Here is a 14,700-nt window from a genome sequence, read left to right as displayed (position 1 = left end):
GCACCCATGACCAATCTCAGCCCGCTCACCGGCGCGACCGACGAGGGCGCCCCCCAGGCGGAGGCGGCGGCGTCGGCCGCACCGCCCACCGGACGCGGCAGCGGCCTGCGCGCGCTGCTGCCCGCGTGGTCGCCGAAGCTGGCCGTCGGACTCCTCCTCGTCGTCGGCATCGCGCTGTTCGGCGTCCTCGGCCCCCTGTTCACCGGCGACCCGAACGCCATCGACAGCATGGGCATGACCTCGCCGAGCGGCGAGTTCTGGCTCGGCACCACCCAGACAGGACAGGACGTCCTCGCCCAGCTGGCGCACGCGACCCGGGGCTCGCTCCAGGTCGGCCTGCTCGTCGGCGTCCTCGCCACCGCGCTGTCCGCCGTCTTCGGCATCATCGGCGCGTACGTCGGCGGCGCCCTGGACGAGGGCTTCTCGCTGTTCTCCAACGTCATGCTGGTCATCCCCGGCCTGCCGCTGGTCATCGTGATCGCCGGGTTCGTCCCCGCCCCCGACCGCGGCTGGTGGACGATCGCCGTCGTCCTGGCCGTCACGGGCTGGGCCGCGTCCGCCCGCGTGCTGCGCGCCCAGACGCTGTCCCTGCGCAACCGGGACTACGTGGCCGCCGCGCGCGTCGCGGGGGAGAAGCGCTGGCGCATCGTCTCGGTGGAGATCCTGCCGAACCTGCTGCCGCTGCTGGCCTCGCAGTTCGTCTTCGCCGTCATCGCGGCGATCCTCTCCGAGGCCGGCCTCGCCTTCCTCGGCCTCGGCGCCACCAACTCGCACACGCTCGGCACCATGCTGTACTTCGCCCAGAACGGCTGGGCGCTCCAGTACGAGGCGTGGTGGTGGTTCGTCCCGCCGGGCCTGATGATCGCGTTCTTCGGCTGCGGCCTCTCGCTGATCAACTTCAGCATCGACGAGATCATCAACCCCAAGCTGCGTGTCCGCGCGTCCCGGGCGGGCACCGGCGTCGAGCCGGGCGCCGTCGCCGCCGAGGCGCGGACCGGCACCGGCGCGGGCGCGGCGCCCGCCGAGGACGGGCGCGAGCGGGTCCTGACGGTCGAGGGCCTGAACGTCGTCTACCGCTCCGACACGCCCGTGCACGCGGTGAAGGACGTCTCCCTCACCCTCAGGCGCGGCGAGATCCTGGGGCTCGCGGGCGAGTCGGGCTGCGGCAAGACCACCCTGGCCTACGCGATCAACCGCCTGCACCGCCCCCCGGCCGAGGTCTCGTCGGGAACGGTCACCTTCCACGACCGCTCGGGCGAGGACATCGACCTGCTGGCGCTCGGCGCCGAGGAGCTGCGGCAGTTCCGCTGGTCGAAGCTCTCGATGGTCTTCCAGGGCGCGATGAACTCGCTCAACCCGGTGATCACCGTCCACGAGCAGCTCGACGACGTGCTCCTCACACACCGCCCCGACATGCCGCGCGACGCACGCCGCGCGCGCTGCGAGGAGGTCCTGCGCCTCGTCGGCGTCGACCCGAAGCGGCTCGGCTCGTACGCGCACGAGCTGTCCGGCGGCATGCGCCAGCGCGTCATGATCGCCATGGCCATGCTGCTCGACCCGCAGGTGATGATCATGGACGAGCCGACCACCGCGCTCGACGTGGTCGTCCAGCGGGGCATCCTGCGCGAGATCGTGCGACTGCGCGACGAACTGGGCTTCGCCGTCGTCTTCATCACGCACGACCTGCCGCTGCTGCTCGAACTGAGCGACCGCATCGCCGTGATGCGCGCGGGCGAGATCATCGAGTACGCCCCCGCCGCGGAGATCCACGCGAGCCCGCGGCACCCGTACACCCGTCAGCTGCTCGACTCCTTCCCGAGCCTGACCGGCGAACGGGGCGCGTTCGTCCGCACCGGCGAGTCCAGCGCGCGCCCGGCCGACCCGCACTCCACCGACGCGAACGAAGGTGCACCGCGATGACCGCTCTCGAGGTCCGCGACCTGGTGAAGGACTTCCGTATCCGCTCGGGGTTCTCCAGCGCCCGCCTGCGGGCCGTGGACCACGTGTCCTTCACCCTCACCCCCGGCCGCACCGTCGCGCTCGTCGGCGAGTCCGGCTCGGGCAAGTCCACCGTCGCGCGGATGATCGCGCGTCTGGAGCGGCCCACCGGCGGCGAGATCACCGCCACGGGCGACGACGGCGCGCCGATCCCGGACCGCAGGTACCGGGACCACGTGCAGATGGTGTTCCAGGACCCGTTCGCGTCGCTCAACCCGTTCCACAGCATCGAGCACCACATCGCCCGCCCGCTGCGCCTGCACGGCGTGACGCGCGGCCGTGAGGAGACGCGCCGCCACGTCGAGCAGCTCCTGGAGCGCGTCAACCTGACCCCGGCGGCCGACATGGCCGTCCGGCGGCCGCACGAGCTGTCCGGCGGCCAGCGCCAGCGCGTGGCCATCGCCCGCGCGCTGGCGCCGGGCGCCCAGGTCGTCGTGGCCGACGAGCCGGTGTCGATGCTCGACGTGTCGATCCGCCTCGGGGTGCTCAACCTGCTGGCGAGGCTCCAGCGCGAGGACCGTCTCGCCGTCCTCTACATCACGCACGACCTCGCCACGGCGCGGCACTTCTCCGACGAGATCCTGGTGATGTACCGCGGCCGTGTGGTCGAGCGCGGCCCGGCGGACGACGTCATCCTCACCCCCAGGCACTCGTACACGAAGCTGCTGGCCACCGCGGCGCCCAACCCGGACGACCGCGGCCGCACCCTTGCCGACACCCCCGGGGCCATCGCCCCCGAGGACCTGGCGCGGTCGTACGACCACTACACGGGGTCCTGGCAGTCGTTCGACGAGGCGGCGCCGATCGCGGCGGCGGCGGCCGACCCCGCCGCCGGGGACCCGGTGTGAGCCGCGCCCGCCGGACCTGAGCCGGGCCGGGCGCGCACCGCCCCGGGGTGGGCCCGGCCGCCCGCGGGGGAGCGGCCGGGCCGGCCCGGATCCGGGGCCCGTCCGCCTCTGTTGACTTACTTTGTTCAGCTGCGTAAGAATCTCTGGCCGCGCCGACGGCGAGAGAAACGTTCTTGGGAGTGTTCACGATGATCCGCCACGCCCTGCACGACGGTTGGCGCCTCACGGCGGTCGCCGGGCCGGTCCCCGACACCGTCGCGGGCCGCAGCCTGCCCGCCCAGGTCCCCGGCAGCGCCCACCTCGACCTGCTGGCCGCGGGCCTCATCCGCGACCCCTACCTCGACCGCGTCGAGGAGGAGCTGGTCTGGGCGCACCGCACCGACTGGCGGTACGACACCACCGTCGAGGCGCCCGCCGCGGCGCCGGACGAGCGGATCGACCTCGTCTTCGAGGGCCTCGACACCGTCGCCACCGTCGAGCTGGCCGGACGGGTGCTCGGCGAGACCGCGAACATGTTCCGCACCCACCGCTTCGACGTCCGCGACGCCCTGGACGGCACCCCGGCGCCCCTCGCCGTCACCTTCCGCTCCGCGCTCGTCCACGCCGAGGAGGTCGAGAAGCGCCTCGGCGAGCGCCCCCGCGCGTACGGCCACCCGTTCAACATGGTGCGCAAAATGGCGTGCAGCTTCGGCTGGGACTGGGGCCCCGACCTCCAGACCGCCGGGATCTGGAAGCCGGTCCGCCTGGAGCGCTGGCGCACCGCGCGGCTCGCCGAGGTGCGGCCGCTCGTCACCGTCGCCGACGACGGCACCGGGCGCGTCGAGGTCCACGTCCGCGTCGAGCGCTCGGGCCTTGAGGACGCCGCCGACCTCACGCTGACCGCCGCCGTCGACGGGCACCGCGCCGAGGCCACCGTCCCGGCCGGGTCCGACACCGCGACGGTCACCGTCGAGGTCCCCGGCGCACGCCTGTGGTGGCCCGTCGGCTACGGCGAGCAGCCGCTCTACGGCCTGGAGGTCACCCTCGCCTCGGCCGCCGGGCGGCTCGACGGCGCCGAGCGGCGCGTCGGCTTCCGCACCGTCACCGTGGACACCACGCCGGACGAGACCGGCACCCCCTTCACCTTCGTCGTCAACGGCGTGCGGATCTTCGCCAAGGGCGCCAACTGGATCCCCGACGACCACTTCCTGACCCGCATCACCCGCGAGCGCCTCGAACGCCGCGTGGACCAGGCCGTGGACGCCCACATGAACATGCTCCGCATCTGGGGCGGCGGCATCTACGAGTCCGAGGACTTCTACGACGTCTGCGACGAGCGCGGCGTCCTCGTCTGGCAGGACTTCCTCCTCGCCTGCGCCGCCTACCCCGAGGAAGAGCCGCTGTGGGGCGAGTTCGAGGCCGAGGCGCGGGAGAACGTCGCCCGCCTCACCTCCCACGCCTCGCTCGCCCTCTGGAACGGCGGCAACGAGAACCTGTGGGGCTGGATCGACTGGAACTGGCAGGAGCCCCTCGACGGCCGCACCTGGGGCCGCCGCTACTACACCGAGCTGTTCCCCTCCATCGTCGCCGAGCTGGACCCGACCCGCGCCTACTCCGACGGCAGCCCGTACAGCCCCGGCTTCACCCCCGAGGACAAGCACCCCAACGACGAGGACCACGGCACCCGCCACGAGTGGGAGGTCTGGAACCGCGTCGACTACACCGCCTACCGCGACAACATCCCGCGCTTCTGCTCCGAGTTCGGCTTCCAGGGCCCCGCGACCTGGCGCACGCTCACCGACTGGGTGCACGACGAGCCGCTGACCCCCACCTCGCCCGGCTTCCTCCTCCACCAGAAGGCCGAGGACGGCAACGGCAAGCTCGACCGCGGCATGGCGCCGCACCTGCCCGCCCCCGCCACGTTCGCCGACTGGCACTGGGCCACCCAGCTCAACCAGGCGCGCGCCGTGCGCTTCGGCATCGAGCACTTCCGCTCCTGGTGGCCGCGCACCGCCGGGTCCCTCGTCTGGCAGCTCAACGACTGCTGGCCGGTGACCTCCTGGGCCGCCGTCGACGGCGAGGGCCGCCGCAAGCCGCTGTGGTACGGCCTGCGCCACGCGTACACCCCCCGGCTGCTGACGGTCCAGCCGCGCGACGGCCGCCCCGCCCTCGTCGCGGTCAACGACACCGGCGAGCCGTGGCGCGGCCCCGTCACCGTGCGCCGCGTGACGTTCGGCGGCGACGTCCTCGCCACCGCTACGCTGCCCCTGGACGCGGCGGCACGCTCGGCCGTCGTGCTGGAACTCGCCGACGCGCTGGTCACCCCGGCCGACGCGGCCAGGGAGGTGCTCGTGGCCACCGCGGGACCCGAGGGCGCGGGGGAGACCGCCCGCGCGGTCCACCTCTTCGCCGAGGACCCCGACCTCGCGTACGACCCGGCCGCCCTGGACGCCGAGGCGACCGCCGTGCCCGGCGGCTACCGGGTGGACGTGCGGGCCCGCTCGTTCGCCCGCGACGTGGCCCTGCTCGCCGACCGGGTCGCCCCGGACGCCGAGGCCGACGAGATGCTGGTGAGCCTCCTGCCGGGCGAGACGCACAGCTTCACCGTGCGCACCGCCGCCGAGGTCGACCCGGCGGAGTTCACCGGACCGCTCGTGCTGCGCAGCGTCAACTCGCTGGCGGCGTCCGGGGCGGACGGCATCGGGTGAACCGGCCGGGAGCCGTGGGGCTTGTGCTCGCGCGCCCGGCGCGGCTGCTGGGCGTCGAGCCGTTCTTCATGGAGTTCATCGCGGGGATCGAGGAGACGCTCGCCGGGCGCGGGCTGTCCGTCCTCCTCCACGTGGTGCCCTCGCACGACGCGGAGATCGCCACGTACGGGCGCTGGGCCGCGCACGGCCTGGTCGACGCGGTCGTGGTGGTCAACCTGGAGGAGGGCGACCGCAGGCCGGGCGTGCTGCGCGACCTGCGGCTGCCGTACCTGGTCGTCGGCACGTGGGCGGCCGATCCGGAGACCCCGGCGGTGCCGACGGACGACGTCGGGCCGGTCCGCGAGGCGTTCGGCCGCCTGACCGGCCTGGGCCACCGGCGGATCGCCCGCGTCACGGGCCCCGGCACGCTGCTGCACACGCGGGCCAGGACACGGGCGTACGTCGCGAGCTGCCGCGAGGCGGGGATCGAGCCGGTGCTGGTCGAGGGCGACTACTCGGCCGAGGCGGGCGCCGAGCTGACCGCGCAGCTGCTGCGCCGTCCCGGGCGGCCGACGGCCATCATGTACGACAACGACGTGATGGCCCTGGCCGGGCTCGGGCTCGCGAAGGACCTCGGCGTGTCCGTGCCCGACCAGCTGTCGCTGATCGCCTGGGACGACTCGGCGATGTGCCAGCTCGCGTCGCCCGCGCTGTCGGTGATGCGCGGCGACGTGCACGACTTCGGCGTGTCGGTGGCCCTGTCGGTCCTCGAACTGATCGACGGGGTGCCGGTCACGCCGCGCTGGTCGCCCGCCGTGCGCTTCGTGCCGAGGGGGACGACCGCGCCGCCCCCGGCCTGAGCCGTGCCCCGCCCGCGCCCCCGGTCCCGAGCCCTCGGCGACCGGGGGCGCGGCGCGTCAGGCGGTGGCCGCCAGCTCGCCCGGGTGCGCGGTCCGCTGCCTGACCACGCCCGGCGTGACCTCCCGCACCTCGGTCGCCACCTCCGTCACGGCCACCCGGCCGCCGAGCCGCAGCCCCGACACCGGCCCGGCGTCCCCGGTGAGCAGCAGCCGGACGGCCGCCCAGGGCAGGTTGACGCCGGTGAAGGCCGTCTGGAAGATCCCGGCGGACGGCCGCGGGTTCGCCTCCAGGAGCACCGGCCGCCCCCGCCAGTGGCGCAGCTGGACGTTCGACAGGTACGCGAGCCCGAAGTGCCCGACGACGAGCCCGGCGATCCGCGCCGCCTCGGGGTCGTCGAGCAGCAGCCGGTAGCGGCCCTGCTTGGCGCGCGGCACCGCCGCCAGCAGCTCCCCGCCGGGCGCGGAGAGGCAGTCCACGCTGACCTCGGGGCCGTCCAGGTACGGCATCACGATGAACCGGGGCACCTTCTCGCGGGCCTGCGCCGCCCGTTCCAGCGCCTCCGCGACCGCGCCGACCGACACCAGGGGCCTCGCCGGCTGCAGCAGGTCGCGCAGGCTCGGCGGCCCGTCGTCCAGGATGCGGAAGCCGAACGCGGAGTACTCGCCCGCCGGTTTGATGCAGACGGGGCCGCCCGCCGCGCGCAGCTCCGCCACCGCCGCCCGCAGGCCGTCCGCGTCCGACACGACCCGCCAGTCGGGCACCGGCACGCCGATGGCGCGGGCGGCCTCGTACGTGCGGCTCTTGCTCGTCAGCACCCTGATGGCGGCCGGTGACGACGCCATCAGCCGTGTCCCGGCCGCGGCGAAGTCGGCGGCGCGCGGCGCCAGGGCGTCCAGCCGCCGGGGCGGGATCAGCACGTCGATGCCGTGCCGCCGGCAGAAGTCGAGGGCGAAGTCGGCGTACTCCGCGTCGGAGACCCGGTGGGGCTCGACCTCCGCCACGTCGCACGCCGCCAGGGCGGGCGCGGCGGGATCGACGTTCGTCCCGTGGACGCGGACCGGGTGGGCGTCCGGATTGTCGCGCAGCATCCGGATCACCTGGGTGGTGGCTGCTCCCGCGCTGCTCAGCCATATGCGAAGTGTTATCGCGCACGCTCCCGTCATCAACCGAGGCCAACAGACCGGCATGGTCCACCGCGTCGGGATCACGGGCCGGGACCCGCCGGACGCCGTGGACCGGGGCGTCCTGGCCCCCGCCACGGCCGCGGGCTCAGGCGGCCATGGCTCCTGTGATGATCATGGGAGCTGGAGCATAACTCCCGCGCGTGACACGCGTGTTTCACGGGCGCGTACGCCGGGGCTCACGCGCCGGGGCGCTGCTGCGCGATCGGCACCGACTCCTCCGGCAGCGCCTCCGCCGCCCGGTCCGCCGTGCCCCTGGCCCAGCGGCCGGTGGTCAGCGCGCCCATCGCCAGGACCAGCAGCCCGCAGGCCGCGATGATCCACCAGCCCGCCGTCTGCGAACCGGCGCCGAGCGCCGTGCCCACCACCGCCACGCCGAGCGCCGACCCCATCTGCCGCCCCGTCGAGGCGATGCCCGCGGCCACGCCCGCCTGCGAGCGCGGCATACCGGTCACCGCCGTGTTGGTCAGCGGCGCGTTGACCAGCCCGAAGCCGATGCCGAAGAGCGCGTACGCGGCGAACAGCAGCGGCAGCGACGTGTGCGGGTGCAGACGGGTCAGCAGGATGCCGCTGGCCGTGATCGCCGTCCCGGCCAGCAGCAGCGGCACCCGCGGGCCGATGTGCCCCACCAGGTAGCCGGACAGCGGGGAGAAGAACAGCGTCACGGCCGCCATCGGCAGCAGGTGCAGACCCGCGTCGAGCGCCGACAGGTGGCGGTCGTCCTGGAGGTAGATCGTGTTGAGGAAGAGGAAGCCGCCCAGGCCCGCGAACGCCGCGATCGCGATGCCGAACGCCCCGCTGAACGGCGCGCTCCGGAAGAAGCGCACCTCCAGGAGCGGCTGCGCGCGCCGCGGCTCGTACACCAGCAGCGCGACCAGCGCGGCCACCGCCAGCGCCACCGGCGCCACCAGCAGCGGCGACGTCCAGCCCTCCTTGCCGCCCTCGATGATCCCGAACGTCAGCCCGCCGAGCACCACGATCACCAGCAGCTGGCCCACCGGGTCGAGACGCCTCGGGCGCGGCGCCCGCGACTCCGGCACGAACCGCATCGTCAGGAACAGCGCCGCGAGCCCGATCGGCAGGTTGATCCAGAAGATCGCCCGCCAGCCGAACGACTGCACCAGCGCGCCGCCGACCACCGGCCCGACCGCCATCGAGATGCCGACGACACCGCCCCACACGCCGATCGCCCGCGCCAGCTCTTTGGGGTCGCGGAAGGTGTTGGTGATGATCGACATCGCCACCGGGTTCAGCATCGACCCGCCCACGGCCTGCGCCGCGCGGAACGCGACCAGCCACCCCAGGCTCGGCGCCAGGGCGCACAGCACCGAGCCCGTCACGAAGACCACCAGGCCCGTCTGGAACACCTTGCGCCGCCCGATCCGGTCCGCCGTCGAGCCGGACAGCATCAGGAAAGACGCGATGACCACCGTGTAGATGTCCACCGTCCACTGGAGCCCGGAGATGTCCGCGTCCAGCTCGCGCTGCAGCGACGGCAGGGCGACGTTCAGCGCGGTCACGTCGAGGCTGACGATCAGCAGGCTCATGCAGCAGATCGCGAGGACGAGGATGCGCCGCCGCGGCGGCAGCTCGTCGGACGGCTGCGGACGGGGCGTCGGAGCGTCGGACGTGGCCATGATCCCCCAGGCTAGCCGCGGCCCCCCGCCCCCGCCCGGCGGGCCGCCGTTCTGGCCGGAGGTGCGGGAACGGGCCCGCACGGGGAATAACCCCCCGGTCGGCAACGTTCCCCGGCTCGGAGCCCCGGACACCCGCGGGCCCGTCCGGCAGCGAGCGCAAGGAGACTCCCGTGCCCGAAGCCACTCCCGAGACCAACGTCATCGCCTACCGCGCGGCCGAGCACCTCATCGACGCCCGCGACCCGCGCGGCGCCCTCAAGCTGCTCGACCCCGTCGTCAGCGCGCACCCGGAGAACACCGCCGCGCGCCTGCTGCGCGCCCGCGCCTTCTTCCTGGCGGCGCAGCTGCGGGCCGCCGAGCTGGAATTCGGCCTGGTGCTGGAGCGCGAGCCCGACAACCCGTTCGCGCACTTCGCGCTCGCCCGCACGCTCCAGCGCGCCGGGCGCGGCGACGAGGCGCTGCGGCACTTCCGGCTGGCCGCCGCCCTCGACCCGAAGCCCGAGTACCTGGCCGCCGCCCACTTCGACCGGGCGGGCTGACGGCACGGTGCTGGCCGGGGACGCCAGGGACGCGGCGGCCGACTGGGTCGCGCGCCACGGGAGCCGCCTGCCCGGCTTCCGCGGCGCGTACCTGACCGGCTCGACGCTGTCGTTGCCGCCCGGCGCGGAGGTCCCGGTCGGCTCGGACACGGACGTGATGGTCGTCCTGGACGAGCTGCCCGAGGGCCACAAGCCGGGGAAGTTCCTGTACGGCGGCGCGCTCCTCGAAGTCTCCTACCTGCCGCACGCCCGGCTCGCCTCCCCGGCGGACGTGCTCGGCTCCTACCACCTGGCGGGCGCGTTCCGCGCGGACCTCGCGGCCGGGGACACCGTGCTCGCCGACCCCACGGGCGAGCTGGGACGGCTGCGGACGGAGGTGGGCCGCGCGTTCGCCGAGCCCCGCTGGGTGCGCCGCCGCTGGGCGGAGGCGCGCGGCAACGTCGCACGCGCCCTGACCGGCTTCGACCCCACCGCCGCGCCCTGGCCGCAGACCGTGCTGGCGTGGCTGTTCCCGACGGGCGTCACCACGCACGTCGTGCTCGTCGCCGGTCTGCGCAACCCGACCGTACGGCTGCGCTACCTCGCCGCCCGCGAACTGCTCACCGCCCACGGACTCGGCGACGCGTACGAGGAGCTGCTCACGCTGCTCGGCTGCCAGGACCTCACGGCGCGGCGCGCGGAGGAGCACCTGCACGCCCTCGCGCGCACCTTCGACGCGACGGCCGCCGTCGCCCGCACCCCGTTCTTCTTCAGCTCGGACCTGACGCCCGCCGCCAGGCCCATCGCCGTGGACGGCAGCCTGCGGCTGATCCGGCAGGGGCGGCACCGCGAGGTGATGTTCTGGATCGCCGCGACGTTCGCGCGCTGCCATACGGCGCTGGACGCCGACGCGCCCGCCGCGCTGCGCCGCGAGCTGGAGCCCGCCTTCCACGCCGCGCTCGCCGACCTGGGCATCACCTCGGCCGCCGACCTCACGGCACGCGCCCGCGCGGTGCTCGCCGCGCTCCCGGCCGTCGAGGAGACCGCGGAACGCGTCCTGGCCGCCACCCTCGCCCACAGCGGCAGACGGGGCGGCGGCCAGGCCGTGTCCTAGAGCGGCGTCAGACGGTGCCGTGGCCCGCTGCCTGGCGGCGTACCGCCGTGGCGATGGCCGAGGCGTCGATGCCCGCCGCCTCCAGCTGCTCCGCCTCCGTCGCCGAGCCCGGCATGGAGCTGACGGCGAGCCGCAGCAGCCTCGGCACGGGACGCCCGTCGCCGAACGCCTCGAACACCGCGTCGCCGATCCCGCCCTCGGGATGGTGGTCCTCCACCGTCAGCAGGCAGCCCGTCACGTCGGCCGCCTCGCGCAGCGTCGCGACGTCCACCGGCTTCACCGAGTAGAGGTCGATCACGCGCACGCGGATGCCCTCGCCGGCCAGCTCGTCGGCCGCCTTCAGCGCCTCGTGCACGGTCACCCCCGCGGCCACGACCGTCACCACGTCGTCGGACGACGCCCGCAGCAGTTTGCTGCCGCCCACGGGGAACTCCTCGTCCGGCCCGTAGATCACCGGCATCTTCCCCCGCGACGTCCGCAGGTAGCTGATGCCCTCCAGATCGGCCATGGCGGCCGTCAGGTGGCCCGTCTGGTGCGCGTCGCACGGGTACAGCACGGTGCTGCCGTGGAGGGAGCGGAACATGGCGAGGTCCTCAAGCGCCATCTGCGACGGCCCGTCCTCGCCGATCGCCACACCCGCGTGCGACCCGGCCACGCTGAGCTTCGCCCTGCTGACCGACGCCATCCGCAGGAAGTCGTGCGCGCGCGTCAGGAACGCGGCGAACGTCGAGACGTACGGCGTCCAGCCCCGCACCTGCATGCCCACCGCCGTCGCGACCATCTCCTGCTCGGCGATGTAGCACTCGAAGAAGCGGTCGGGGAACTTCTCGGCGAACACGCCGGAGCGCGTCGAGTCCGCGACCTCCCCGTCCAGCGCCACCACGTCCTCGCGCACCTCGCCCACGGCCGTCAGCGCGTCGCCGTACGCGTTGCGCGTCGCGACGGGCTCGCCCATCTCGTAGCGCGGCATGCGCGTGTGGACGCCCTGCGCGCGGCGCGGCGCCGTGGCGGCGGGCGGGCGCTCGACGTCCACCCGCAGGTCCCTGATGCCGCCCAGCTCGGCGATGGCCTCGGTCTCGTCGGGCACCGGCTTCCCGTGCTTGCCCTCCTGGTCCTCCACGGCCTTCACGCCGCGGCCCTTCTTCGTCCGCGCCAGGATGACGGTCGGCCGGTCCTCCTCGCCCGCGGCCTCGGCGTAGGCGGCGTCGACGGCGGCGATGTCGTGCCCGTCCACCTCGATCGTGTGCCAGCCGAACGCCTCGGCGCGGCGGGCGTAGGCGTCGAGGTCCCACTCGTGGCGGGTCGGGCCGCGCTGGCCGAGGCGGTTCACGTCCACGATCACCGTGAGATTGCCGAGCTTCTCGTACCCGGCGTGCTCGAACGCCTCCCAGACGGAGCCCTCCGCCATCTCGCTGTCGCCGCACAGCACCCACACCCGGTAGGGCATCTTGTCCAGCCTGCGGCCGGTCAGCGCCACGCCGACGCCGATCGGCAGGCCCTGGCCGAGGGAGCCGGTCGCCACGTCCACCCAGGGCAGGCGCGGCGTCGGGTGCCCTTCGAGGCGGCTGCCGAGCGTGCGGAACGTCATCAGCTCCTCGTCGGTCACCACGCCCGCCGCCTTGTACATGGCGTACAGCAACGGCGACGCGTGCCCCTTGGAGAAGATCAGATGGTCGTTCCCCGGGTGGTCGGGCCAGTCGAAGTCGTAGCGGAAGTACCGCGCCAGCAGCACGGACATCAGGTCCGCGGCGGACATCGACGACGTCGCGTGGCCCGAGTGGGCGCCCGACGTGGCGCGCACCGAGTCCACCCGCAGCTGCTGCGCCAGATCTGCCAGGAACTGGTCCGTGGTCGTGTCCATGGTCGCGGTCATGTCCGAGCCTCCCTGCATCCCGGCCGGGGCCGGGGTCCGATTCCGAGCGCGGGTACCCGCACGGTCCCGCGCGTAACGCCGGGGACGGCGGCGCGCCGGCGGGCGGCGGCCGTTTCCGGCCACCCGTCCCGCCGGGCCGCGGCGCCCGCGCCGGTGCTCACGGCACGGCGCGGTTGCCACCGCCGGGCACGCCGTCCTGGTACGGCCAGCGCAGCAGGCCGCCGAGCCCGCCCGACGGGTACTCCATCGAGCCGAGCGGCGGGCCGAGCGCCTCGTCCCGCGCGTCCGCCTCGGCGGGCAGCGGCACCACGTCGGCGCCGGTCGCCGCCGCCGAGCGCAGCAGCGCGTCATCCGCCCGCACCGCCCACGGGTCGTACACGCCGAGGGCCTCGGCGTCCGTGCGCCGCACCGCGATCTGGTCGGGGTCGCGGCCGACCCAGACGTCCCGGTGCAGGTCGGGCCCGCCGACGCGCATCAGCAGCGTGTCGAGCCGGTGCTCGCGCGCGGCGTCCACCAGCGAGGGCACGCCCTCCGCCGAGTCGCCGTACGACGGCATGCGCCCGGCCTGGAAGCGCTCCAGCGTCTCCGCCGCCCGCTGCCGGGCGATGTCCACGCGCGCCGCGTCGATCTGGGCGTCCAGCAGCGTGTTGTCCGCGCCCGCGGCACGGCCGCCGGACTCCGCCTCGTACGCGATCTGCCGCAGCGGCTCGGGCAGCTGCTCCCACACCGAGCGCCGCTCGCGCTCGTCACCCGCGACGACGATCATCTCGGCGCCGGTGCGCGCGGCCTCCGACGCCAGCACGTCGGCGGTCTCCCGGGCGTTCTCCTCCCAGGTGTTCTCGACGGCCAGCTGGAAGTGGCGCTCGCCCCAGTCGTCGCGCGCGGTGCGGTGGATCGGCCACTGGCGGCCGGAGACGTGCCCCGCGTCCGCCGGGTGCCGCCGCATGCCGCGCAGCTCGAAGTCGGCGCCCCTGCGGTCGACGAACGCGACCAGGCAGCGCGGTTCCGGGCCGCCGTGGTCGAGCAGCGGGCCGAGCCTGGCCAGCGGCGCCCAGTCGGTCAGCGGCGGGGAGAGCGGCGGGTCCGTCAGCGGGACCGACAGCACGGTCTCGCCGTCCGTGGCGAACACGGCGTGGCCCAGGTGCTCGCGGTCGAGGCCGTCCACGGTCGCGCGGACGGCGCGGCGGGTCGCCTCGTCGGCGCCCTGCTCGCCGAGCCGGTCGTAGGCGTCGCGCGCCTGCAGCTCGCCGATCCGCACCGCGTTCTCGGAGGTCCGCGAGGTGTCCACGTACACGGACGCCCACGGCCCCGGCCTGCTCAGGAGGGGTTCGAGGATGTCGAGCTTCATGCGATCGCCTTCCCGAACTCGTTCAGCATCGCCTCGTCGAAGGCGGGCAGGTCGTCCGGCCTGCGGCTGGTCACCAGCGTGTTCGGCCCGCTCGTGCAGACGGCCACGCGCTCGTCCACCCAGTGCGCACCGGCGTTGCGCAGGTCGGTGCGCAGGCTGGGCCACGAGGTCATGGTGCGGTCGCGCACCACGTCCGCCTCGATCAGGGTCCACGGCGCGTGGCAGATCGCCGCGACCGGCTTGCCCGCCTCGAAGAAGCCCTTCGCGAAGGCGACGGCGCGCTCGTCGAGCCGCAGCGCGTCGGGGTTGGCCACGCCGCCGGGGAGGACGAGGGCGTCGTAGTCCTTCGCCGTCACCTGGTCGACGGTCCGGTCCACGGGGAACGTGTCGCCGTGGTCCAGGTGCTTGAACGCCTGGATGTGGCCCGGCTTCGTGGAGACCAGCTGCGGGGTCTCGCCCGTCTCGGTCAGCGCCCGCCAGGGCTCGGTCAGCTCGACCTGTTCGACGCCTTCCGGCGCCACCAGGAACGCGATGCGCATGGGATGCCTCCCTTTCCTCCGGCGTTGCCGCGTTCTCGTCCGGGGTTGTCCGGTGTGTCGCGGGGGCAGACCGGGAATGTCCGACTGCTCCACCGCGCTCCCGGGGCGGGTAACCGA

11 protein-coding genes are annotated in these 14,700 nt (G+C 74.5%); 6 read left to right on the top strand and 5 right to left on the bottom strand.

Annotated elements, in window-relative coordinates; translation table 11 throughout:
* Positions 1-6 precede the first annotated feature (6 nt).
* The 4 genes from ACIBPC_RS24355 to ACIBPC_RS24340 all read left to right on the top strand — a co-directional run bounded on the left by ACIBPC_RS24355 (position 7) and on the right by ACIBPC_RS24340 (position 6,372).
* Complete coding sequence (locus ACIBPC_RS24355) at positions 7-1,920, top strand: dipeptide/oligopeptide/nickel ABC transporter permease/ATP-binding protein (protein ID WP_398847521.1); 1,914 nt, start codon at positions 7-9, stop codon at positions 1,918-1,920.
* A complete protein-coding gene (locus ACIBPC_RS24350) occupies positions 1,917-2,846 on the top strand; it encodes an ATP-binding cassette domain-containing protein (RefSeq protein WP_362959759.1) in 930 nt (309 codons plus the stop codon). Before ACIBPC_RS24355 ends, ACIBPC_RS24350 begins: the two co-directional genes overlap by 4 nt.
* A 188-nt stretch (positions 2,847-3,034) precedes the next feature.
* The gene (locus tag ACIBPC_RS24345) at positions 3,035-5,533 is read left to right on the top strand and encodes a glycosyl hydrolase 2 galactose-binding domain-containing protein (protein ID WP_398847519.1); all 2,499 of its coding nucleotides are present in this window, start codon (positions 3,035-3,037) and stop codon (positions 5,531-5,533) included.
* Between the two features lie 14 nt (positions 5,534-5,547).
* Positions 5,548-6,372: a substrate-binding domain-containing protein gene (locus ACIBPC_RS24340; protein WP_362959754.1), complete on the top strand. Its 825-nt coding sequence runs from the start codon at positions 5,548-5,550 to the stop codon at positions 6,370-6,372.
* A 57-nt stretch (positions 6,373-6,429) separates the two neighbouring features.
* Here the strand turns inward: ACIBPC_RS24340 and ACIBPC_RS24335 are convergent, their stop codons facing one another.
* Together ACIBPC_RS24335 and ACIBPC_RS24330 are read right to left on the bottom strand one after the other, a co-directional pair.
* Complete coding sequence (locus ACIBPC_RS24335) at positions 6,430-7,536, bottom strand: ATP-grasp domain-containing protein (protein ID WP_398847517.1); 1,107 nt, start codon at positions 7,534-7,536, stop codon at positions 6,430-6,432.
* Between the two features lie 197 nt (positions 7,537-7,733).
* Positions 7,734-9,191 (bottom strand): MFS transporter, encoded by a 1,458-nt coding sequence (locus tag ACIBPC_RS24330; protein ID WP_398847515.1) that lies wholly within the window; start codon positions 9,189-9,191, stop codon positions 7,734-7,736.
* A 170-nt stretch (positions 9,192-9,361) separates the two neighbouring features.
* On the opposite strand from ACIBPC_RS24330, the gene ACIBPC_RS24325 reads away from it, so the two are divergent.
* Together ACIBPC_RS24325 and ACIBPC_RS24320 are read left to right on the top strand one after the other, a co-directional pair.
* On the top strand, positions 9,362-9,730 hold the full coding sequence (locus tag ACIBPC_RS24325) for a tetratricopeptide repeat protein (RefSeq protein WP_362959748.1): 369 nt from the start codon (positions 9,362-9,364) through the stop codon (positions 9,728-9,730).
* Positions 9,731-9,737: 7 nt separating this feature from the next.
* Entirely contained in the window at positions 9,738-10,823 is a 1,086-nt protein-coding gene (locus ACIBPC_RS24320; protein WP_398847513.1) for a hypothetical protein, read from the top strand.
* Between the two features lie 7 nt (positions 10,824-10,830).
* On the opposite strand, the gene ACIBPC_RS24315 is transcribed toward ACIBPC_RS24320, so the two are convergent.
* From ACIBPC_RS24315 to ACIBPC_RS24305, 3 genes are all read right to left on the bottom strand, one after another.
* On the bottom strand, positions 10,831-12,696 hold the full coding sequence (locus tag ACIBPC_RS24315) for a transketolase (RefSeq protein ID WP_398847511.1): 1,866 nt from the start codon (positions 12,694-12,696) through the stop codon (positions 10,831-10,833).
* A 157-nt stretch (positions 12,697-12,853) separates the two neighbouring features.
* The gene (locus ACIBPC_RS24310) at positions 12,854-14,044 is read right to left on the bottom strand and encodes a Vms1/Ankzf1 family peptidyl-tRNA hydrolase (protein WP_398847509.1); all 1,191 of its coding nucleotides are present in this window, start codon (positions 14,042-14,044) and stop codon (positions 12,854-12,856) included.
* Complete coding sequence (locus ACIBPC_RS24305) at positions 14,041-14,583, bottom strand: type 1 glutamine amidotransferase domain-containing protein (RefSeq protein WP_362959739.1); 543 nt, start codon at positions 14,581-14,583, stop codon at positions 14,041-14,043. The genes ACIBPC_RS24310 and ACIBPC_RS24305 overlap by 4 nt, the downstream gene beginning before the upstream one ends.
* Positions 14,584-14,700 lie beyond the last annotated feature (117 nt).

This window comes from Streptomyces sp. NPDC049879 (genome assembly GCF_044461265.1).
GTDB lineage: Bacteria > Actinomycetota > Actinomycetes > Streptomycetales > Streptomycetaceae > Streptomyces.
This window is presented reverse-complemented; position numbering and strand designations above follow the sequence as displayed.

Coding starts and splice junctions, on each gene's coding strand:
- ACIBPC_RS24350 (WP_362959759.1), top strand. CDS start 1,917: ATGACCGCTCTCGAGGTCCGCGACCTGGTGAAGGACTTCCGTATCCGC.
- ACIBPC_RS24330 (WP_398847515.1), bottom strand. CDS start 9,191: ATGGCCACGTCCGACGCTCCGACGCCCCGTCCGCAGCCGTCCGACGAG.
- ACIBPC_RS24310 (WP_398847509.1), bottom strand. CDS start 14,044: ATGAAGCTCGACATCCTCGAACCCCTCCTGAGCAGGCCGGGGCCGTGG.
- ACIBPC_RS24335 (WP_398847517.1), bottom strand. CDS start 7,536: ATGACGGGAGCGTGCGCGATAACACTTCGCATATGGCTGAGCAGCGCG.
- ACIBPC_RS24305 (WP_362959739.1), bottom strand. CDS start 14,583: ATGCGCATCGCGTTCCTGGTGGCGCCGGAAGGCGTCGAACAGGTCGAG.
- ACIBPC_RS24315 (WP_398847511.1), bottom strand. CDS start 12,696: ATGACCGCGACCATGGACACGACCACGGACCAGTTCCTGGCAGATCTG.
- ACIBPC_RS24345 (WP_398847519.1), top strand. CDS start 3,035: ATGATCCGCCACGCCCTGCACGACGGTTGGCGCCTCACGGCGGTCGCC.
- ACIBPC_RS24355 (WP_398847521.1), top strand. CDS start 7: ATGACCAATCTCAGCCCGCTCACCGGCGCGACCGACGAGGGCGCCCCC.